Annotated in this window: 18 protein-coding genes; 7 read left to right on the plus strand and 11 right to left on the minus strand. The window is 74.5% G+C overall.

Annotated features, from left to right (window positions below):
* Positions 1-204: 204 nt before the first annotated feature.
* From lgt to INN71_RS07900, 10 genes are all read right to left on the minus strand, one after another.
* Positions 205-1,257: a prolipoprotein diacylglyceryl transferase gene (lgt, locus tag INN71_RS07855; protein WP_301800045.1), complete on the minus strand. Its 1,053-nt coding sequence runs from the start codon at positions 1,255-1,257 to the stop codon at positions 205-207.
* An 18-nt stretch (positions 1,258-1,275) separates the two neighbouring features.
* Positions 1,276-1,953 carry an SCO family protein gene (locus INN71_RS07860; RefSeq protein WP_301800046.1) on the minus strand — a complete coding sequence of 226 codons (678 nt, stop codon included), beginning with the start codon at positions 1,951-1,953 and terminating at the stop codon, positions 1,276-1,278.
* Positions 1,946-2,770 carry a tryptophan synthase subunit alpha gene (gene trpA, locus INN71_RS07865; protein WP_301800047.1) on the minus strand — a complete coding sequence of 275 codons (825 nt, stop codon included), beginning with the start codon at positions 2,768-2,770 and terminating at the stop codon, positions 1,946-1,948. The genes INN71_RS07860 and trpA overlap by 8 nt, the downstream gene beginning before the upstream one ends.
* Positions 2,767-4,002, minus strand: coding sequence for a tryptophan synthase subunit beta (gene trpB / locus INN71_RS07870; protein ID WP_277498633.1), 1,236 nt, complete (start codon positions 4,000-4,002; stop codon positions 2,767-2,769). Before trpB ends, trpA begins: the two co-directional genes overlap by 4 nt.
* A complete protein-coding gene (trpC, locus tag INN71_RS07875) occupies positions 3,999-4,868 on the minus strand; it encodes an indole-3-glycerol phosphate synthase TrpC (protein ID WP_301800050.1) in 870 nt (289 codons plus the stop codon). Before trpC ends, trpB begins: the two co-directional genes overlap by 4 nt.
* Before the next feature lie 5 nt (positions 4,869-4,873).
* The gene (locus INN71_RS07880) at positions 4,874-5,074 is read right to left on the minus strand and encodes an HGxxPAAW family protein (protein WP_277498635.1); all 201 of its coding nucleotides are present in this window, start codon (positions 5,072-5,074) and stop codon (positions 4,874-4,876) included.
* A 79-nt stretch (positions 5,075-5,153) separates the two neighbouring features.
* Positions 5,154-5,711: a Trp biosynthesis-associated membrane protein gene (locus INN71_RS07885; protein WP_277498636.1), complete on the minus strand. Its 558-nt coding sequence runs from the start codon at positions 5,709-5,711 to the stop codon at positions 5,154-5,156.
* A 47-nt stretch (positions 5,712-5,758) separates the two neighbouring features.
* Positions 5,759-6,103 (minus strand): phosphoribosyl-AMP cyclohydrolase, encoded by a 345-nt coding sequence (gene hisI, locus INN71_RS07890; protein WP_277498637.1) that lies wholly within the window; start codon positions 6,101-6,103, stop codon positions 5,759-5,761.
* A 47-nt stretch (positions 6,104-6,150) separates the two neighbouring features.
* Positions 6,151-7,977, minus strand: coding sequence for an ABC transporter ATP-binding protein (locus INN71_RS07895; RefSeq protein ID WP_277498638.1), 1,827 nt, complete (start codon positions 7,975-7,977; stop codon positions 6,151-6,153).
* Positions 7,974-9,761, minus strand: coding sequence for an ABC transporter ATP-binding protein (locus tag INN71_RS07900; protein ID WP_277498639.1), 1,788 nt, complete (start codon positions 9,759-9,761; stop codon positions 7,974-7,976). Before INN71_RS07900 ends, INN71_RS07895 begins: the two co-directional genes overlap by 4 nt.
* 62 nt (positions 9,762-9,823) lie before the next feature.
* Here INN71_RS07900 and INN71_RS07905 point away from each other — a divergent pair, with 62 nt between their 5' ends.
* On the plus strand, positions 9,824-10,426 hold the full coding sequence (locus INN71_RS07905) for a nucleoside triphosphate pyrophosphatase (RefSeq protein WP_277498640.1): 603 nt from the start codon (positions 9,824-9,826) through the stop codon (positions 10,424-10,426).
* Here INN71_RS07905 and INN71_RS07910 read toward each other — a convergent pair.
* Positions 10,353-10,895, minus strand: a complete 543-nt coding sequence (locus tag INN71_RS07910; RefSeq protein WP_277498641.1) for a GtrA family protein — start codon at positions 10,893-10,895, stop codon at positions 10,353-10,355. The genes INN71_RS07905 and INN71_RS07910 overlap by 74 nt on opposite strands.
* A gap of 195 nt (positions 10,896-11,090) precedes the next feature.
* On the opposite strand from INN71_RS07910, the gene INN71_RS07915 reads away from it, so the two are divergent.
* From INN71_RS07915 to INN71_RS07940, 6 genes are all read left to right on the plus strand, one after another.
* A complete protein-coding gene (locus INN71_RS07915) occupies positions 11,091-12,884 on the plus strand; it encodes a biotin carboxylase N-terminal domain-containing protein (RefSeq protein WP_277498643.1) in 1,794 nt (597 codons plus the stop codon).
* A gap of 124 nt (positions 12,885-13,008) precedes the next feature.
* On the plus strand, positions 13,009-13,998 hold the full coding sequence (locus INN71_RS07920; RefSeq protein ID WP_277498644.1) for a TIGR03557 family F420-dependent LLM class oxidoreductase: 990 nt from the start codon (positions 13,009-13,011) through the stop codon (positions 13,996-13,998).
* A gap of 146 nt (positions 13,999-14,144) precedes the next feature.
* Complete coding sequence (locus INN71_RS07925; protein WP_277498645.1) at positions 14,145-15,380, plus strand: hypothetical protein; 1,236 nt, start codon at positions 14,145-14,147, stop codon at positions 15,378-15,380.
* A 5-nt stretch (positions 15,381-15,385) separates the two neighbouring features.
* Positions 15,386-16,591: a hypothetical protein gene (locus INN71_RS07930; RefSeq protein ID WP_277498646.1), complete on the plus strand. Its 1,206-nt coding sequence runs from the start codon at positions 15,386-15,388 to the stop codon at positions 16,589-16,591.
* The gene (locus INN71_RS07935; RefSeq protein ID WP_277498647.1) at positions 16,588-17,448 is read left to right on the plus strand and encodes a hypothetical protein; all 861 of its coding nucleotides are present in this window, start codon (positions 16,588-16,590) and stop codon (positions 17,446-17,448) included. Before INN71_RS07930 ends, INN71_RS07935 begins: the two co-directional genes overlap by 4 nt.
* A 76-nt stretch (positions 17,449-17,524) precedes the next feature.
* A complete protein-coding gene (locus INN71_RS07940) occupies positions 17,525-20,914 on the plus strand; it encodes a pyruvate carboxylase (RefSeq protein WP_277498648.1) in 3,390 nt (1,129 codons plus the stop codon).

Below are 20,914 nucleotides of genomic sequence, written 5' to 3' on the forward strand. Positions count from 1 at the left end.
CCGGCGGGCGTGGGGGCGCGCCGGGCGATCACTGGTGCGGGGTGGTCGTGGCGTCGCGCGGCGCGGCAGCGCGTGGCTGTCGTGCCGGCTGGGTGCGAGGCCCCGGGCCCACCTTCGAAGGGACGACGTTGGCCCTGCAGGCGGTGAGGTTACCACCGCGAAACGTCGCTGGTGCGCGACGGCCACACGGTGGCGGTACGACGTTCAGCCGCGCGAGCGGAACCGGCGGCGTCGCGGGGGCGCGGGCGCGCCGCCCTCGGTGTCCTGGGTGGTCGCCGTGGTGCCCGTGCGACCGGCGCGGGCGTCGGCGGCGACCCCGGGCTCGGCGTCGTCCGCGTCGGCGTCGGCCGTCTCGTCGGCGTCGGCCGTCTCGTGCACCGCGTCGTCGTCCGTGACCGGGCGGCGGCCCTCGACGTACACGTCCTCCTCGCGGCCGCGCCCGCGGGTGACGACGAGGTAGGCGACGGCGGCGACGAACAGCACGATCGAGGTCCACACGTTGAGCCGCAGGCCGAGCACGTCGTCGAGCTGCACCTCGTCGATGCGCAGCGACTCGGTGAAGGCCCGCCCGACGGTGTAGGTCGCGACGTACAGCGCGACGACGCGACCGCCACCGAGGCGGTAGCGGCGGTCGAGCCAGACGACGAGCGCGAAGGCCGCCAGGTTCCAGAGGAACTCGTAGAGGAACGTGGGGTGGAAGGTCTCGAACTGCGTGTAGCCGGTCGGGCGGTTCTCCAGGTCGATGCTCAGCCCCCACGGCAGGTCGGTGGGGCGGCCGAACAGCTCCTGGTTGAACCAGTTGCCCCACCGGCCGATGGCCTGGGCCACCAGCAGGCCGGGCGCCAGGGCGTCGACGAGCGGCAGGAACCGGATGCCCTTGCGGCGGGCGCCGATCCACGCGCCGAGCGCGCCGAACGCGATCGCGCCCCAGATGCCGAGGCCGCCCTCCCACAGGTAGAGGGCGCGGATCGGCTCGCGACCCTCGCCGAAGTAGAGCTCCCAGTCGGTCGCGACGTGGTAGATCCGGGCGCCGACGATGCCGAACAGCACCGCGGGGACCGCGATGTCCTGCACGTCGCCGTACTGCCCGCCGCGGGCCACCCACCGGCGCTCGCCGATGATCACGGCGGCGACGACGCCGAGGATGATGCACAGCGCGTAGCCGCGCAGGGGCAGCGGACCCAGGTGCCACACGCCCTGGTCCGGGCTGGGCAGGGCGTGGACGAGCGCCGGGAACGCGTCGAGGGCCGTGAGCATGGGGCCCATCATCGCCCGTCAGGCGGCCGGCCGCGCCAGGAGGGTCGCGACGTCGGTGGCGAGCTGGTGGGGCGAGGTGTCCCGCATCCACAGCACCGGCACGGTGTCGTCGGTGTCGACGCCGCTCACCTGGTCGTTGTGGGTGACGTCGTAGCCGCCGCTCGGCAGCCGCGCGCCCTCCTCGAAGTAGACGTGGAAGCCGTCGCCGGCCTCCTGCAGCGCGGCCATGTCGCCGGTCAGCCCGACGAAGGCGGGGTCGAAGCGCTCCAGGTAGGTGCGCAGCGTGGCGACGTCGTCGCGCGCCGGGTCGGTCGTGACGAAGAGGACCTGCACCCGCTCCTGGTCGGCCGGCTCGAGCCGGTCGAGGGCGTTGGCGACGTTGGCCATCACCATCTGGCAGATGTCGGGGCAGTTCGAGTAGCCGAAGAAGACCAGCGTCAGGTCGGCCGTCGAGTCGGCCGTCAACGAGTACGGCGTGCCCTCCGCCGCGTCGCCCAGCGTCGAGGTCAGCGTCACGTCGGGGACCTGGTAGGGCGCCTGGTCGATGACCGAGCCGTAGAGCGCGTCGTCGCTGATCTCCGCGCCCACCATCGGGTTGAGCGGCTCGGCCGTGCCGCCGCAGGCGGTGAGCCCGGCGAGCGCGAGGGCGGCGACGGCGGCAGCACGGCGTACCCGGGCCGGGGTGGACTCACGCACCGCCGGCGCTCCCCCGGCGCACGCCCGTGGCGAGGTCCTCGGTGAGGGTGCGCAGCGCGGCCAGGCCCGCCTGGCGGTCGGTGCCGGCGTCGAGCAGCGTGCGCACGAAGGCCGAGCCGACGATGACGCCGTCGGCGTACGCCGCCACGTCCGCGGCCTGGTCGCCGTTGCCGACACCGAGGCCGACCCCGACGGGGAGGTCGGCGCCCCTGGGCTGCAGCGCGCGGGCCCGGGTGACGAGCGGGCCGCCGAGCTCGCTGGAGGTGGTGCGGGCACCGGTGACGCCCATGACGGCGGTGGCGTAGACGAAGCCGCGGCAGGCCGCCGTCGTCATCTCGACCCGCTCGTCGGTGGAGGACGGCGCGACGAGGAAGACCTTGTCGAGGTCGCGGGCGTCCGCCGCCGCGATCCACTCCGCGCCGTAGTCGGGCGTGATGTCGGGGGTGATGAGGCCCGCTCCCCCGGCCTCGGCCAGGTCGCGCGCGAACCGCTCCACGCCGTACCGCTCGACGGGGTTCCAGTAGGTCATGACGAGGGTGGGGGTGCCGGTCGCGGCGACGGCCTCGACGGTGCGCAGCACGTCGGCCACGCGGAACCCGCCGTCGAGCGCCTGCTGGGCGGCCGCCTGGATGGTGGGGCCGTCCATCACGGGGTCGCTGTAGGGCAGGCCGACCTCGATGACGTCGCAGCCGGCCTCGACCATCGTGCGCAGCGCCTCGATGGCGCCGGGCACGTCGGGGAACCCGGCGGGCAGGTAGCCGACGAGGGCCGCGCGGCCCTCCTCGCGGGCGCGGGCGAACGCGGGAGCGGTGCTCATGCCTCGACCTCCTTCTCCGTGCGGCCGAGCCCGAACCACTCGATCGCGGTGCCCATGTCCTTGTCGCCGCGGCCCGAGAGGTTGACGAGGACGGTGGCCTCGGGCCCCTTCGTGGCCGCCAGCTCGCGGGCGACGTCGAGCGCACCGGCGACGGCGTGGGCCGACTCGATCGCGCAGATGATGCCCTCGGTGCGGGCCAGCAGCGCCATGGCGTCCATGGCGGCGGCGTCCGTGACCGGCACGTAGGTGGCCCGCCCGACGTGGGCGAGGTGGGAGTGCTGGGGGCCCACCCCGGGGTAGTCGAGGCCGGCGGAGATCGAGTGCGACTCGACGGTCTGGCCGTCGTCGTCCTGGAGGAGGAAGGTGCGGGCGCCGTGGAGCACGCCCGCCTCGCCGGCGGTGATGGTGGCCGCGTGGCGTCCCGTCGCGACCCCGTCGCCGCCGGGCTCGAACCCGTAGACGGCCACGTCGTCGTCCTCGAGGAAGCCCGCGAAGAGCCCGATCGCGTTGGAGCCGCCGCCGACGCACGCCGCGATGGCGTCCGGGAGCCGGCCGTAGCGCTCCAGCACCTGCGCCCGGGCCTCGTCGCCGATGCCGCGGCAGAACTCGCGCACCATCGAGGGGAACGGGTGCGGACCCGCGGCGGTGCCGAACAGGTACGCCGTGTGGTCCACGCTGGCGACCCAGTCGCGGAACGCCTCGTTGATGGCGTCCTTGAGCGTGCCGCTGCCCGTGTCGACCGCGACGACCTCCGCCCCCAGCAGCTGCATGCGGGCGACGTTGAGCGCCTGGCGTCGCGTGTCGACGGCGCCCATGTAGATGGTGCAGTCGAGACCGAAGTACGCCGCCGCGGTCGCGCTGGCCACGCCGTGCTGGCCGGCCCCGGTCTCGGCGATGACGCGCTTCTTGCCCATCCGCTTCGTCAGCAGCGCCTGGCCCAGCACGTTGCGGATCTTGTGCGCGCCCGTGTGGTTGAGGTCCTCGCGCTTGAGCAGCACGCGGCAGCCCACCTGCTCCGAGAGGCGGGTCGCCTCGTACAGCGGGCTGGGGATGCCGGCGTACTCCCGCAGGATGGTCTCGAACTCGGCCGTGAAGCCGGGGTCGGCGAGGGCGGTGTGCCACGCGTCCGTGAGCTCGTCCAGCGCGGAGACCAGCGCCTCGGGCATGAACCGGCCGCCCCACTGGCCGGCCTCGCCGAAGAAGCCGCGGTCGTCGGCGTCGAAGCGGCTCACGGGGTGACCTCCACGGTCGGCTGGGGACTTGGCTGGGGAGTCGGCTGGAGAGTCGGCTGGGGAGTCGGTTGGGGTGCCGGCTGGGTGCTGGTGATGCCCGACATGGCGCGCACGGCGCCCTCGGGGTCGCCGTCGCGCACGAGGGTCTCCCCCACGAGCACGGCGCGGGCGCCCTGCTCGACGTACCCCCGCACGTCGGCGACGCCCCCGATGCCGGACTCGGCGACGAGCACGCGGTCGGCGGGCAGGAGCGGCGCGAGACGGCCGAACGCACCGGGGTCCACGGCGAGGGTCTTGAGGTTGCGCGCGTTGACGCCCACGAGCTCCGCGCCGAGGGTCACGGCGCGCTCCGTCTCGGCCTCGTCGTGCACCTCGACGAGCACGGTGAGACCGAGCTCGCGGGCCAGGTCGTGCAGGCGGTGCAGCGTCGGGTCGTCGAGCGCGGCGACGATGAGCAGCACGAGGTCGGCGCCCGCGGCACGGGCCTCGACCACCTGGTACTCCGTCACCACGAAGTCCTTGCGCAGCAGCGGCACGTCGACGGCGGCGCGCACCGCGACCAGGTCGGCCAGGGAGCCGCCGAAGCGGCGCTCCTCGGTCAGCACGCTGATGGCCGCGGCACCGCCGGCGGCGTACGCCGAGGCCAGCGCGACGGGGTCCGGGATGTCGGCCAGGTGCCCCTTGCTGGGGCTGCGCCGCTTGACCTCGGCGATGACGCTCGACCCCGCGGCGCGCAGCGCCGGCATGGGGTCCCGCGGCGGGTCGACGTCGGCCAGCCGCGCGCGCAGCCCGGCCAGGTCGACCTCGGCCTCGCGGCGCGCCAGGTCCTCGCGGACCCCTGCGACGATCTCGTCGAGGACGGTCACCGCGGTCAGTGGGTCTCCTCGTGCAGGCCGAGCTTGGCCATCACGAGGAAGAGGACGAACGAGCCGATGGCGAGACCCAGGCCGATGTAGAACACGACGAGGTTGATCGGGTCGAGCATGAGGCCCACGGACCCGACGGCGAAGCCGACCAGGGCGACCGTGACGCCCGTCCAGGCCGCGGGGGTGTTGCCGTGGTTGTTCGACATGCGGGGCTCCTCGGTCGGGGGGCAGCGTCGGCGCCGGGCTCACCGGGCCGAGACCGATCCTAGGTGGCCCGCCGAGCGGTCAGCGCGTCGGGTCCTCGCCCTCGTCGATGGCCTTCCACAGGTCGAGCGAGGTCTCGGGGGCCCGGGTCGTGGCCGTCGTCGCGGCGTCGGCGGGCGCGTCGTACCGCGAGCCCATCTCGGGCCACGACGGGGCGAGGCGCACCGCGGCGACGCAGGCGGCGAGAGCCAGCAGGGCGGCGAGGGCGGTGACCGGCAGCCACGCGGTGATCCCCGGGTCGACGTCGGTCGTGCCGCCGCGCGCGAGCTGCTCGGTCACGTCGTCGGGCAGGGTGCGCGCCGAGGTGACCGCGACGGCGACCACGCCCGCCGCCGCTAGCGCGCCGAGGGCGGCCGCGGCGCGGCGGAACCAGCCGCGCGTCACGAGGAGCACGCCCCAGCACGCGAGCAGCACGAGCCCGAGGGCGGCCGCGAGGGGGGCCTCGCCGACGTCCGTGGTCGTCGCCAGGCCGCTCGGGCCGATGCCCGCGACGCGTCCCGTCGCGCCGTCGGTGCCCACCCAGGCGCGCGTGCCGCCCAGCGCGGTGAGGCCGCTGGCGGCGAGCCCGACGAGGACCACGGGCCCGACCGTGCGGCGGCGACGCTCCGGCCCGGGGGCCGCTGCGCTCACGCGGGGCCCAGCCGGACGGCGTCGAAGCAGGTGCGGTCGCCGGTGTGGCACGCCGCGCCCTCCTGGTCGACCTTCACCAGCAGCGTGTCGCCGTCGCAGTCGAGGCGCACGTCCTTGACCCACTGGCGGTGGCCGGAGGTCTCGCCCTTCACCCAGTACTCCCGGCGGGAGCGTGACCAGTAGGTCGCACGCCCGGTCGCCAGGGTGCGGGCCAGGGCCTCGTCGTCCATCCAGCCCAGCATGAGCACCTCGCCCGTGTCGTGCTGCTGCACCACGGCGGGGACCAGGCCGTCCTCGGTGCGCTTGAGGCGGGCGGCGATCTCGGGGGCCAGGGTGCTCACCCCGCCAGTATCCGCGCCGCCCGGGACGGGGCCGTTCACCGGCCCGCTCACCGCTCGGTCGCCACGGCCTGCTGGGCCACCCACGAGCGGTGCAGCCGCGCGTAGACGCCGTCGGGCTGGGCGACGAGCGCCGCGTGCGGCCCGTGCTGCACGACCCGGCCGGCGTCGACCACGACCACCTCGTCGGCGTTCTCGGCCGTCGTCAGGCGGTGGGCGATGGTGATGGAGGTGCGGCCGTCCATGAGGGCCTCGAGCGCGCGGCTGATCCGCATCTCCAGGGCGGGGTCGACGGCGCTCGTCGCCTCGTCCAGCACGAGCAGGTCGGGGTCGGCGAGGTGGGCGCGCAGGAGGGCGACCAGCTGCCGCTCCCCCGCGGACAGCGACTCGCCGCGCTGGCCCACGCGGGTACGCACGCCCTCGGGCAGCCCGAGCAGCCAGTCGTCCACGCCGATCTCGGCAGCGGCGGCGAGCACGCGCTCCTCGTCGGCGTCGAGGTCGCCGTACCGGAGGTTGGCCAGCACCGTGTCGTCGAAGAGGAAGCCCTCCTGGGGCACCAGCACGACGCGGCGGCGCAGCGAGCCGCCCCGCACCTCGCGCAGGTCGACGCCGTCGAGCCGCACGGCGCCGTCGGTCGGGTCGGCCAGGCGCGTCAGCAGCTTGGCGATCGTCGACTTCCCCGAACCGGTCTCGCCGACGACGGCGACGCGGCGCCCCGCCTCGATGCGCAGCGTGATGCCGCGCAGCACGGGCTCGCCGCCGCCGTAGGCGAACCACACGTCGTCGAGCTCGACGTCGACCGCGCGGTCGGGCAGCTCCGCCCCGTCCTCGCCGGGGTCGACGAGCTCGGCGGGGGTGTCCAGCAGCGCCACGACCCGGCGCCAGCCCGCGATGGCGTTCTGGGCGTCGGTGAGGATCTGCGTGCCCATCTGCACCGGGCCGACGAAGAGGGTGACGAGGAAGGCGAAGGCCAGGATCTCGCCCGCGGTGACGTCACCGGCGAGCCCGAGCCAGACGCCGACCACGATGACGCCGGCGTTCGCCAGCCCGGCCGAGATGCCGCCGAGCGAGAACGAGACGGCGGTGAAACCCTGCGCCTTGGTCGCGGCGGAGCGGTACCGGTCGATCGAGGTGTCGATGCGGGCCTGGGTGCGGGCCTCCACCGCGTACGAGCGGACCACGGCCGCACCGACGACGGGCTCGGCGATGGCGGAGAGCATCACGCCGACCTGGTTGCGCACGATGCCGTAGGCCTGCGACAGCTTGCGCTGGAAGTAGCGCAGCGAGGCGAAGAGCGGGGCGAAGCAGACCCAGACCACGAGGGTGAGGCGCCAGTCGTAGACGGCCATCACGACGGTCGCGACCAGGATCTGGCCGATGCTCACGATGAACAGCACGCCGCCGAAGACGATGAACTGGCTGACCTGGTCGATGTCGCTCGTCACCCGGGAGACCAGGGCGCCGCGGCGCTCCGTGTCCTGCGTGCCCATGGGCAGGTCGTGCACGTGCCGGAACGCCTTGACCCGCAGGGTGGCCAGGCCGGTCTCGGCCGCGACGAACAGGCGGGCGGTCATGAGGTACGACGCCACGCCCGTCACCAGCACCGCGACGCCGGCGGCGACCGCCATGAGGACGGTGAAGCCGACGTCGGGGCCACCGGGCGCGCCGATGCCGCGGTCGAGCGTCTGCTGCACCGCGACGGGCACGACGACCTGGCCGACGGTGGACAGCACCGCGAGCAGCAGCGTGCCGACCATGCCGTCGACGAGCTCCGGGGAGTGGCGCACCCCCCGACGGATGGTGTCGACGGCGCCGATGTCGTCGCCCGTGCCGACGCTCGTCGTCGCACGGCGGGTCGGGCTGGTCACGGCGCTCACGCCTGGACCTCCTCGGGCAGGGCCTCGTAGGCGTTGACGAGCCGGGCGTACGCCGGGCTGCGCTCGAGCAGGGCGGCGTGGGGGCCGCGGTCGACGATGCGGCCCTGGTCGAGGTGCACGACCTCGTCGGCCAGGCTGATGGTGGCCTTGCGGTAGGCCACGACGACGACGGTGGCGCCGTCGGCGCCCTCCCGCAGCGCCGCGAGGATGCGGGCCTCGACCTCGGGGTCGACGGCGGAGGTCGCGTCGTCGAGGACGAGCAGGCGCGGGCGGCGCACGAGCGCCCGGGCCAGCGCGAGGCGCTGGCGCTGCCCGCCGGACAGGGTGGTGCCGCGCTCCCCCAGCTGGCTGTCGAGCCCCTGGGGCAGGCGAGCGACGAACCCGTCGGCCTGCGCGACCCGCAGCGCGGCCCACACCTCGTCGTCGGTGACGTCGGCACCGAGCGCGACGTTGCCCCGCACGGTGTCGTCGAAGAGGAAGGCGGTCTGCGGCACGACGGCGAGCACCTCGGCGAGCGCGCCGGGCGCAAGGTCCCGCAGGTCGGTGCCGTCCACGCGCACGTGGCCCGCGGCGGGGTCGACCAGCCGGCTCAGCAGGGCCGTCAGCGTGCTCTTGCCGGACGCCGTCGGGCCCACCAGGGCGACCGTGCGGCCCGGCTCGACCCGGAAGGACACGTCCTGCAGGACGGGGGCGGCCGCGTCGTACCCGTAGCGCACGTTCTCGACCTCGAGCAGCGCACCGCCCGCGTCGGTGCGGGGGGCGGGGCTCACGCCGTACTCCATCCCGGCCCGCTCCTCGAGCACGGCGTGCACGCGGTCGAAGCCCACGACGCTTCGCGGCAGCTCGCCGAGCAGCCAGCCGATGGAGCGGATGGGGAAGGCGACGACGGTCAGCAGGTAGGCGACCGTGACCACGGCGCCCGCGTCGGTGTCGCCGTCGAGCACGCGCACGACGCCGACCACCAGCACGAGCAGCACCCCGATGCTCGGGAGGGCGTTGAGCAGCGGGTCGAAGAGCGCCCGGCGCCGGCCCGCCTCGATGGCGACGTCGCGCAGGTCGGCGGTGCGGCGCGCGAAGCGCTCGGTCTCCTCGGCCTCGCGGCCCAGGGTCTTCACCACCAGGGCGCCCTCGAACGACTCGTGGGCGATCTCGCTGACCTCGCCGCGCAGCTCCTGCACCCGGGTCATCAGCGGGGAGGTGACGCGCTGGAACCACAGGTTGACGGCGATGACGGCCGGGAACACGAGGAGGCCCACCACGGCGAGGACGACGTCGGTGAGGAGCATCTGCGCGACGGCCACGACCATCATCGCGATGGTGCCGACGGCCATCGGCAGCGGCGCGACCGGGCCCCACGCCGCCTGGACGTCGGAGTTCGCGTTCGACAGCAGCACGCCGGTGGGGTGGCGGTGGTGCCACGACATGGGCAGCGACAGGTACTGCCGCGTGACGGCGCGGCGGTAGTGCGCCTCCATCCGGTACTGCATGATCCCGGCCCCGAGGCGCCGCGCCACGATGCCGACCGCGCGGAGGATGGCGACGCCGACGAACAGGCCGAACACCGCCCACAGCGCGCCCGCGCCCACCTCCCCGGTCTCGAAGGCGGGGAGGACGACGTGGTCGGTGGACCAGCCGAGCACCCAGGCGTCGGCCACGGTGAGGGCGCCGAAGAGCACGCTGCCGACCGCCGAGACGGTGAACACCCAGGGCTCGCGCCGGATCGCGACGCCGAGCACCTTCAGGCCGGCCGCGGTGGTGGAACGGTCGCGGGAGGAGGCTGGCACGGTGGTCCAACCTAGGAGACGGGACCGACATTCCGCACGTCGCCGGACCTAGGCTCGTGCGGGTGACGACGCTCGTGCTCGCCTCCGCCTCCCCCGCCCGCCTGGCCACCCTCCGCACGGCGGGGGTCGACCCCCTCGTGGTGGTCTCGGGCGCCGACGAGTCGGGGCTCGAGCACCTCCCCCCGGCGCAGATGGCCGGGCAGCTGGCCGTCCGCAAGGCCGACGCCGTCGTGCGCCGCGGCGGCCTCCCCGACGACGCCCTGGTCCTCGGGTGCGACTCGGTGCTCGAGGTGGACGGCGTCGCCCACGGCAAGCCGGGTACGGCGGAGGTGGCGACGCGGCGCTGGCAGCAGGTGCGCGGGCGCTCCGGCGTGCTCCACACCGGGCACGCGCTCGTGCACCTGGCCGGTGACCGGAGCACGACCGCGGTCGCCTCGACCGTCGTGCACTTCGCGGACGTCGACGACGAGGAGGTCGCCGCCTACGTGGCGACCGGGGAGCCGCTCGGCGTCGCCGGCGGGTTCACGCTGGAGGGGCGGGGCGCCGCGTTCGTCACGGGCGTCGAGGGCGACCCCCACAACGTGGTCGGGGTCAGCGTGCCTCTCCTGCGGACCCTGTGCGCCGACCTGGGGCTGCGGTGGACGGACCTGTGGTCTCCCCGATGACGGCGGCCGGCAGCGTCCTCGCCCGCTGCACGGGGCTGTTGAAGACGTAGGTGCGGAACAGGTAGAAGCGGGCGACGAAGCCGGCCGACAGCCCGATGACGTTCGCCGAGACGTTGTCGGCTACGGGGTCGCTCAGGCCGAGCACCGAGCGGCTGAACCACAGGCACGCCATCGGCAGGACCATCGTCACCACGTTGATCGCGACGTAGGCCAGGAAACCGCCGTCGGCCCCCGGGGCCTGGCGGTGCCGGAAGACCCACCGCTTGGTGCCGCTGTAGCTGACGAGCATGCCGACCGTGTTGGCCAGCACGTACGACGAGTAGGGCCGGTCGCCCAGCACGGGGTCGACCACCCAGGCGCCGTGGAGCAGGGCGTTGAAGAGCACGAAGGACACGAGGGTCGCGAGGACGCCGACGAGGCTGAACTTGCTGACCTCGGCGGCCAGCCGTCGCCACCGCCGCCGTCCCATGGGTCGCAGGCTATCCTCCGCGCGCCCCGGGCGTCGCACGCCGCCCCGCGGGGCGGTGCGGTACGCCGTACCGGCCGACAGGGACCGAATTCCGGATCCGCTCGCTCACGACGGCCCGGGTGCCCCTAGACTCCGCTGCGGTGGCGCCGCGGGGCGCGCCGTGAGTCGAGTGACCCGAGCCTTCGAGGAGTGCCCGTGCCCGAGATCAAGCCCTTGCGTCGCGTCCTCATCGCCAACCGCGGTGAGATCGCCGTGCGCGTCATCCGCGCCTGCAAGGACGCCGGCATCGGCAGCGTCGCCGTCTACGCCGAGCCCGACCGCGACGCCCTGTTCGTGCGGCTCGCCGACGAGGCGCACTCGCTCGGCGGCGCGACGCCCGCCGACTCCTACCTCGACATCGCGAAGATCATCGCGGTCGCCGAGAAGTCCGGCGCCGACTCGGTGCACCCGGGCTACGGCTTCCTCGCCGAGAACGCCGACTTCGCCCAGGCCGTCATCGACGCCGGGCTGACCTGGATCGGTCCCCCGCCGGCGGCGATCGAGGCGCTGGGCGACAAGGCCAAGGCCAAGCACATCGCGGTGAAGGCGAACGCGCCGCTCGCGCCCGGCACCAAGGACCCGCTGGCCGACGCCGACGAGGCCGTCGCCTTCGCGCAGGAGCACGGCCTGCCCATCGCCATCAAGGCGGTGTACGGCGGTGGCGGGCGCGGCCTCAAGGTCGCCCGCACCATCGAGGAGATCCCCGACGCCTTCGAGTCGGCGGTCCGCGAGGCGGTCGGCGCGTTCGGTCGCGGCGAGTGCCTGGTGGAGAAGTTCCTCGACAAGCCCCGCCACGTCGAGACCCAGTGCCTGGCGGACCAGCACGGCAACGTCGTCGTCGTCTCCACCCGCGACTGCTCGCTGCAGCGGCGCAACCAGAAGCTCGTCGAGGAGGCCCCCGCGCCGTTCCTGTCCGAGGCGCAGCTCACCGAGCTCTACGAGTCGTCGAAGCGGATCCTGCGGGAGGCCGGCTACCACGGCGCCGGCACCTGCGAGTTCCTCGTCGCCCAGGACGGCTCGATCTCCTTCCTCGAGGTCAACACCCGGCTGCAGGTCGAGCACTGCGTCTCCGAGGAGGTCACGGGCATCGACCTGGTCCGCGAGATGTTCCGCATCGCGGCCGGCGAGGAGCTGGGCTACGACGACCCCGAGATCCGCGGCCACTCCATCGAGTTCCGCATCAACGCCGAGGACGGCGGGCGCAACTTCATGCCCGCGCCCGGCACGCTCACGAAGTGGTCGCCCCCGCAGGGCCCCGGCGTCCGGGTCGACGGCGGCTACGAGAACGGCGAGACGATCCCCGGCGCGTTCGACTCCCTCATCGCCAAGCTCATCGTCACCGGCCGCGACCGCACCCAGGCGCTCGAGCGCTCCCGCCGGGCGCTCGCCGAGTTCGAGGTCGACGGCATGCCGACCGTCATCCCGTTCCACCGCACGGTCGTGGAGGACCCGGCGTACGTCGGCGCCTCGACCCCCAGCGGCGAGGGCGAGTTCACGGTCTACACGCAGTGGATCGAGACCGACTTCGACAACCAGATCGAGCCCTACGCGGGCGCGGCCGGCGAGGCCGAGGAGCAGGGCGAGCGCCAGACGGTCGTCGTCGAGGTCGGCGGTCGCCGCCTCGAGGTCGTGCTCCCCGCCGGGCTCGGCGGGGTCGCCGCCGCGGGCGCAGGTGCGGGCGGCGCGAAGAAGCCGAAGCGCAGCGGCGCCAAGAAGGCCGGCGCGGCCGCCTCGGGCGACTCCGTCACCTCCCCCATGCAGGGCACGATCGTCAAGGTCGTCGTCGCCGAGGGCGACGAGGTCGCCGAGGGCGACACGATCGTCGTGCTCGAGGCCATGAAGATGGAGCAGCCGCTCAAGGCGCACAAGGCGGGCACCGTGACGGGCCTGACCGCCGAGGTCGGCGCCACCGTCACGAACGGCGCCGTCGTCTGCGAGCTCAAGGACTGACGGGCCCCGTCACCAGCACGCCGGCACGCACCGGTACGACGCCGGGTCGCCCCTCGCGGGCGGCCCGGCGTCGTGCGTCCCCGGCCCCGCCAGGGCGTTTGGACCGGCGTGCTCGGGTGGATCCATGACGACCCGTTTCGGCTACACCCTCATGACAGAGCAGTCCGGCCCCAAGGACCTCGTGCGTCACGCCGTCGCGGCGGAGCAGGTCGGGTTCGACTTCGAGGTCTCCAGCGACCACTACTTCCCGTGGCTCTCGGCGCAGGGGCACGCGCCGTACGCCTGGAGCGTGCTCGGCGCCGTCGCCCACGCCACCGAGCGGGTGGACCTGATGACCTACGTGACCTGCCCGACGATCCGCTACCACCCCGCCGTCGTCGCCCAGAAGGCCGCCACGCTGGGGCTGCTGTCCGACAACCGCTTCACGCTCGGCCTCGGCGCCGGCGAGAACCTCAACGAGCACGTCGTCGGCGAGGGCTGGCCGAGCGTCGACGCCCGCCAGGACATGCTGGTCGAGGCCGTCGAGATCATCCGGGCGCTGCACACGGGCGAGCTGACGACGTGGGAGGGCGACTACTTCCGGGTCGACTCGGCCCGCGTGTGGGACCTGCCCGACGAGCCGGTCGACATCGGCATCGCGGTCGGCGGCGAGAAGGCCGTGCACCGCTTCGGCCCGCTCGCCGACCACCTCGTCGCCACGGAGCCGGATGCCGGGCTCATCGAGACGTGGAACGCGACCGAGGGGGCCCCGCGCATCGGCTCGCCCGGCCGGGCCGTCGGCCAGATCCCCATCGCCTGGGGCCGCGACGTCGAGGAGGCCACGCAGCGGGCCCACGAGCAGTTCCGCTGGTTCGCCGGTGGCTGGGCGGTCAACGCCGACCTGCCGACCACGGCCGGCTTCGCGGGCGCGACGCAGTACGTGCGCCCCGAGGACGTCGCCGAGACCATCCCGTGCGGGCCCGACCTCGACGCCGTCGTCGAGGCCGTCAAACCGTTCTGGGAGGCCGGGTTCACCGACATCGCCCTCGTGCAGGTCGGCGGGGACACCGTCGACGAGTTCCTCGCCGAGGCCGCCGAGCCCCTGCTCGAGAAGCTGCGGGCCGCGGCGCCCTGATCCGGGGCTCCCCCGCTCCACCAGCACGACCCATGCGCCCGGCCCGCACACCCGCGGGCCGGGCGCGTGCCGCAGAATGGGCGTGGCCGGCGAGGGGCGGCCACGGCGCCGGGCGCCGGTACGACGCGCGAGGGGGGCACCGACACGTGGCCGAGGACGAGCTGACCGCGGTCATCACCGCTCTCGACGAGACAGGCCTGTACGTCGCGCCCAGCGCCGCCCCCATGCTGACCCCCGACGAGGTCGCGGCCGTCACCGAGAACCTCGCCACCCTGGAGGCGGCGGGAGCGCCGGTGTACGTCGTGGTCGCCGATCTCCAGGGCCAGGACTTCGCCGGTGACATGGACAACCTGCTCGTCTCGGTGCACGACGAGACGGGCGGGGACGGTCTGTACCTCGGTACGGACTGGTTCTACGAGCCGGCCTACGTCGAGGAGAACGGCGGCCCCGAGTACACCCTCACCGAGCAGCAGTGGGGCACCTCGGTCGCGCTGCCCGACACGTTCGACGCCCTCGACGTCGACGTGGTCGAGCCGGAGCTGGGGCCGGCGCTCGTGCGGCTCACCGACGCCCTGGTGTCCTACGCCACCACGAGCGAGCAGACGGAGTGGCTGGACTACCAGGAGGAGGTCCGCGAGACCCGTGAGGAGAGCTACGCGCAATCGCCGTCCGCCGACGGTGACGGGCTGGGGACCGGCGCCACGGCCGGCATCCTGCTGGGGGGCGTGCTGCTGGTCGCCCTGGTCGTCCGCGCCGTGCGTCGACGACCGTCGAGTGCCGGCGCTCCCGCGGGAACGGCCCGTGACGGCGCCTTCGTCCTGCCCCCGTCCGCCCTGGAGCTCGTGCGCTCGGCGCGCGACGCCGGCGTGGTCGGCCGCGCACGCGACGAGCTGCTCGCGCTGGGCGAGGCCGTCGACGCCGCGGAGCTGACCCCGAGGGGCGACGCCGCGGCGTGGCAGTCCGCGCTCGACCACTACGACGCCGCTCGACGGGTCCTGCGCCCTGAGGATCCCACGGACGACGTGCCCCTCCTCGACGGCGTCGGCGGCCTGGTGCTGGCCCAGCGCGGGCGCGCCGCCCTGACCGCGGCGCTCCGGGGACGGGCGTACTCGCCCACACCGCCGTGCCTGCTCAACCCCCTCCACGGGCCCGGCGAGAACGTGCGCGACGTCGAGGTGGCCGGTGAGCGGCTGCACGCGCCGCTGTGCAACCGGTGCCGGCGTGACCTGAAGAAGGGCGCACGGCCCGAGATCCTGGACGTCATGGTCGACGGCCGGCCGCGGCACTACTTCGAGAGCGGCGTGGAGCCCTGGGCCTCGACCGGCTTCGGGGCGCTCCAGCCCGACCTGGTCGGGGCGGTCCACCGCCTGCGGCAGCGGTGAGCGCCGTGACCGCGTTCCCGGACGACGACCTCGGCCCCGCGCCCGACGTCGACGACGTCGTGGCCGCGCTGCGCGAGGACCCGGTGCTCGTGCACCCGCTCTTCGGCAACGGCGCGCGCGACGCCGTGGACGCCGCCCTCACCGCCCGGGCCGAGGCAGCGCGCGCGGAGGGCGTCCCCGTGTACGTCGCCCTCGTGCCCGGGGTCCCGGGTCTCGCCGAGGGCGACTACGGGAGCGAGGCAGCCGAGGAGCTCGCGATCCTGCTGTCGCGTCAGCTCGGCGACGGGTACTACCTCACGGCGACGGAGCCGCACTCGAACGTCTCCGCGTCCCTCGGGACCGGCGAGTGGGCCCAGACGTACCTCGACTACGTGCCGGGCCAGGGTGACGGCGGCCGGTCGTCCCTCGTGGGCGACGTCGCCTGGAGCCTGGACCAGCTGGCTGGCACCGAGGACGACCCGGGGCAGTACGTCACCGGCATGTGGCAGCGGCCGGACTGGGACGTCGGGGACGACGGCCCCTCCGACGCCTTCACCGCCTCCTTCGTGCCCGCGCTCGCCTTCGTCGCCGTCGGGATCGGCGTGACCCTCCTGCTCCGCAACGTGGCCCGCTGGAGGGAGACGGCACCCGTGGCAGCGCGCACGCAGCGCAGCGGCGACGTCGCCGTCGCCTCCCCGACGCCGGGCGGCGCCGGGGTCGACTCGCCCGACGGCCTGCGCGCTCTCGAGCAGACCGCCCGCCGCGAGCTCGACGCCGTCGGACGTCGTCGCGCGGAGCGGGCGGGCCGACCGCTCGACGCCACCACCCGCACCCGGGTGGACGGCTCGTACGCCACCGCCCAGGCCGTCCTCGACAGCGCGTCGCCCGGCCGGACCCGACGGGCGGACCTCGTGGGGGCCCTCGTCCTCGCCCGGGTCGCGGCCGCGGCTCTCGACGAGCCGGGGCGAGCGCCGTACCGACCCTGCTTCGTGAACCCGCTGCACGGACGTGCCGAGCGCACCCGCGAGGTGACCGGCTCCGGGGTCGAGGTCCCCGTGTGCCGGGCCTGCGCGGTCGGCGCCATCACCGACCCGCTGACCGTGCGTCACGGCCTGCGGCGCAGGCCCTACTACGAGACCGGGAGCGTGTGGGCGCGCACGGGGTACGGCGCCCTCGTCGACGACCTGTGGAGCGAGGTCGGCCGGGCGCGCGCCGGAGGGGGGACGTCGTGAACGCGTTCCTCCGTTCCCGCACCCTCGCCTGGGCCGTCGGCCTCGCGTGCGGCGGCCTCGCGGCCGTCGGCGCGTGGCGCGACCCAGGTGCCCCGGGAGCGCCGCGTGACGACCTCGCGGCGGGCGACGTCCTGAGGGACGCCATGGACGCCTGGGCGGCCGGCGACCACGTCGTCGTCGCCCCCGGGAGCAGCGCACTGCTCGCCCCGGAGGAGGAGGCGGAGGTGGAGCGGGTGGTCGCCGAGGAGGGCGCCCCCCTCTACGTGCTCGTCGTCGAGCAGTCCTGGAACGCGGGCTACGCCCAGGCCGGCCACGCCCTCGACCAGCTCATGGCCGCCGTCGAGGTCGACGGGGTCGTCGTGATCTGGGAGGGCGACGGGAACGGCGACGTGGCCCTGACGGGCCACCGGACGATGCCGCCCTCGTACCGTCTCGAGGAGGCCGGCGTCGTGCTGGCACCGCAGGACGCCGCGGTCTACGACCGGATCTCCTCCTACGAGATGCTCGGCCGGGCCGAGGACCGGCTCACCGAGTGGGCGCGCGCCATCCCGCCCGACATCACCGCCGTCGAGGCGACGGCGGACGAACCGGACGACCGCCGGGGGGACGCCGTGCTCGGGGTCGTCGCGGGGGTCCTGGCGGGCCTTGCCGTCAGCGGCGTGCTGTGGATCCTCGTCGGGATCGTGCGCGTCCGCACCGGCCGCTCGTTCGCGAACCAGCCGCTCGCCGGCGGATCGCCCGGGCGGTCGTCCTCGGACCGGTCGCGTCCGGTCGACCTGCGCAAGCGGCAGGGACGTGGGTCCGGCCCACGGTCCGGCCGCGAGCCCCGCCGGCCTGCCCGCAGGCGTCGGCGCTGAACCTCCGCCGTACCCGACCGTCCGCCACCCGGGCCTCGTGCACCCGCACGGGTGAGGTTGTGGATAGCCTCCCCCCATGTTCTCCAAGGTGCTGGTGGCCAACCGGGGCGAGATCGCGATCCGAGCGTTCCGGGCGGCGTACGAGCTCGACGTCCGGACCGTCGCCGTCTTCCCCCACGAGGACCGCTGGTCGGAGCACCGGCTGAAGGCCGACGAGGCCTACGAGATCGGGGAGCGCGGCCACCCGGTGCGCAACTACCTCGACCCCGACGCCGTGGTCGCGGCGGCCGTGGCCTGCGGTGCGGACGCGGTCTACCCGGGCTACGGGTTCCTGTCGGAGAACCCCGCGCTCGCCGAGGCGTGCGCGAACGCCGGCATCACGTTCGTGGGCCCCACCTCGGAGATCCTCGAGCTGACCGGCAACAAGGCCCGCGCCATCGCCGCCGCCAAGGAGGCCGGCGTGCCCGTGCTGGCCAGCGTCGAGCCGTCCACCGACGTGGACGCGATCGTCGAGGCCGCGTCGTCGCTGCCCTACCCGCTCTTCGTCAAGGCCGTCGCCGGTGGCGGCGGGCGCGGCATGCGTCGCGTCGAGCGCCCCGAGGCGCTGCGCGAGGCGGTCGAGACGTGCATGCGCGAGGGCGAGGCCGCGTTCGGCGACCCGACCGTCTTCGTCGAGCAGGCCGTCGTCGAGCCGCGCCACATCGAGGTGCAGATCCTGGCCGACGGCGCCGGTGACGTCATCCACCTGTTCGAGCGCGACTGCTCGGTGCAGCGGCGCCACCAGAAGGTCATCGAGATCGCGCCCGCGCCGAACCTCGACCCGGCGCTGCGCGACCGCATGTGCGCCGACGCCGTGAGGTTCGCGCGCCACATCGGCTACCGCAACGCGGGCACCGTCGAGTTCCTGCTCGACCCCGACGGCAACTACGTCTTCATCGAGATGAACCCGCGCATCCAGGTCGAGCACACGGTGACCGAGGAGGTCACCGACGTCGACCTCGTGCAGTCCCAGCTGCGCATCGCCGCCGGGGAGACGCTGGCCGACCTCGGCCTGTCGCAGGACACGGTGCGGCTGCGCGGGGCGGCGCTGCAGTGCCGGATCACGACCGAGGACCCGGCCAACGACTTCCGGCCCGACACCGGCAAGATCTCCACCTACCGCTCCCCCGGCGGCCCGGGCGTGCGCGTCGACGGGGGTACGACGTACGCCGGCGCCGAGATCAGCCCGCACTTCGACTCGATGCTGGCCAAGCTCACGTGCCGGGGCCGCACGTTCGAGAAGGCCGTCGAGAAGGCGCGCCGCGCGGTCGCCGAGTTCCGCATCCGCGGCGTGCGCACCAACATCTCGTTCCTCTCCGGCGTGCTCGCCGACCCCGACTTCACCGCCGGGCGGGTGACGACGAGCTTCATCGAGACCCACCCCGAGCTGCTGACCGCGCGCCCGTCGGCCGACCGCGGCACGAAGCTGCTGCGCTACCTCGCCGACGTCACCGTCAACAAGCCGCACGGCGAGGCGCCGGTCACCCTCGACCCGGCCACGAAGCTGCCGGCCGTCGAGGAGGCGGTGCCCGCACCGGACGGCTCCCGCCAGCTCCTGCTGGAGGTCGGCCCCGAGGAGTTCGCGCGACGGCTGCGCGCGCAGACCCAGGTGGCGGTCACCGACACCACGTTCCGCGACGCCCACCAGTCGCTGCTCGCCACCCGCGTGCGCACCCGTGACCTGATGGCCGCGGCGCCCGTCGTGGCCCGCACGCTGCCGCAGCTGTGGTCGCTCGAGGCGTGGGGCGGCGCGACGTACGACGTGGCGCTGCGCTTCCTGTCCGAGGACCCGTGGGAGCGCCTGGCCCAGCTGCGCCAAGCGGTGCCGAACATCCAGCTGCAGATGCTGCTGCGCGGGCGCAACACGGTGGGCTACACGCCGTACCCCACGGAGGTGACCGACGCCTTCGTCGCGGAGGCCGCGGCGACCGGCATCGACGTCTTCCGCGTCTTCGACGCCCTCAACGACGTCGCCCAGATGCGTCCCGCCATCGACGCCGTGCGCGCCACCGGCACGACCGTCGCCGAGGTCGCGCTCTGCTACACCGGCGACCTGTCGGACCCGGGCGAGCGGCTCTACACGCTCGACTACTACCTGCGCCTGGCCGAGGAGATCGTCGAGGCCGGCGCCCACGTGCTGGCCGTCAAGGACATGGCGGGCCTGCTCCGCGCGCCCGCCGCCCGCACGCTCGTCACCGCGCTCCGTGAGCGCTTCGACCTGCCGGTGCACCTGCACACCCACGACACCGCCGGCGGCCAGCTCGCGACCCTGCTCTCCGCGATCGACGCCGGGGTGGACGCCGTGGACGCGGCGACCGCGACCATGGCGGGCACCACCAGCCAGCCGTCGCTGACGGCCCTCGTGGCCGCCACCGACCACTCGGCGCGCGAGACCGGCCTCGACCTCGCGGCCGTCGGCGCGCTGGAGCCCTACTGGGAGGCGGTGCGCCGGGTCTACGCCCCCTTCGAGTCCGGCCTGTCCTCGCCCACCGGCCGCGTCTACCGCCACGAGATCCCCGGCGGCCAGCTCTCCAACCTGCGCCAGCAGGCCGCGGCGCTGGGTCTCGCCGAGAAGTTCGAGCAGATCGAGGACACCTACGCCGCCGCGAACGACATCCTCGGCAACATCCCGAAGGTGACACCGTCGTCGAAGGTGATCGGCGACCTCGCCCTCCACCTCGTCGGCACGGGCGCCGACACCCCCGAGAAGATCGCCGACTTCGCCGAGAACCCGGGCGACTACGACCTGCCCGACTCCGTCATCGGGTTCCTCTCCGGCGAGCTGGGCGACCCGCCCGGCGGCTGGCCCGAGCCGTTCCGCACCAAGGCGCTCGAGGGCCGCACGTGGAAGCAGCCCGCGGCCGAGCTGACCGACGAGCAGCGCGCCGGGCTCGCCTCGGACCCGCGCGGCACCCTCAACGAGCTGCTCTTCCCCGGCCCGACGAAGGACTTCCGCGCGGCCCGCGAGACGTACGGCGACGTCGGCCGCATCCCGACGCTCGACTACCTCTACGGCCTGCGCCGCGGCGAGGAGCACACCGTCGAGCTCGACGAGGGCAAGACCCTCATCCTCGGCCTCGAGGCCGTGAGCGAGCCCGACGAGCGCGGCTTCCGCACCGTCATGTGCACCATCAACGGCCAGCTGCGGCCGCTGTCGGTGCGCGACCGCTCCATCGCCGCCGACGACCAGAGCACGGAGAAGGCCGACCCGAGCGATCCCACCCACGTGGCCGCCCCGTTCCAGGGCGTGGTCACCGTCGTGGTCGGCGAGGGCGAGGAGGTGGAGGCCGGCGCGGTACTGGCCACCATCGAGGCGATGAAGATGGAGGCCGCCATCACGGCGCCGCGCGCCGGCACCGTCCGGCGCCTCGCCCTGACCGGCACCCGCCCCGTCGAGGGCGGCGACCTCGTCGCCGTCGTGGAGTAG

Source organism: Nocardioides sp. ChNu-153, assembly GCF_030466625.1.
In the GTDB taxonomy this organism is placed as follows: domain Bacteria; phylum Actinomycetota; class Actinomycetes; order Propionibacteriales; family Nocardioidaceae; genus Nocardioides.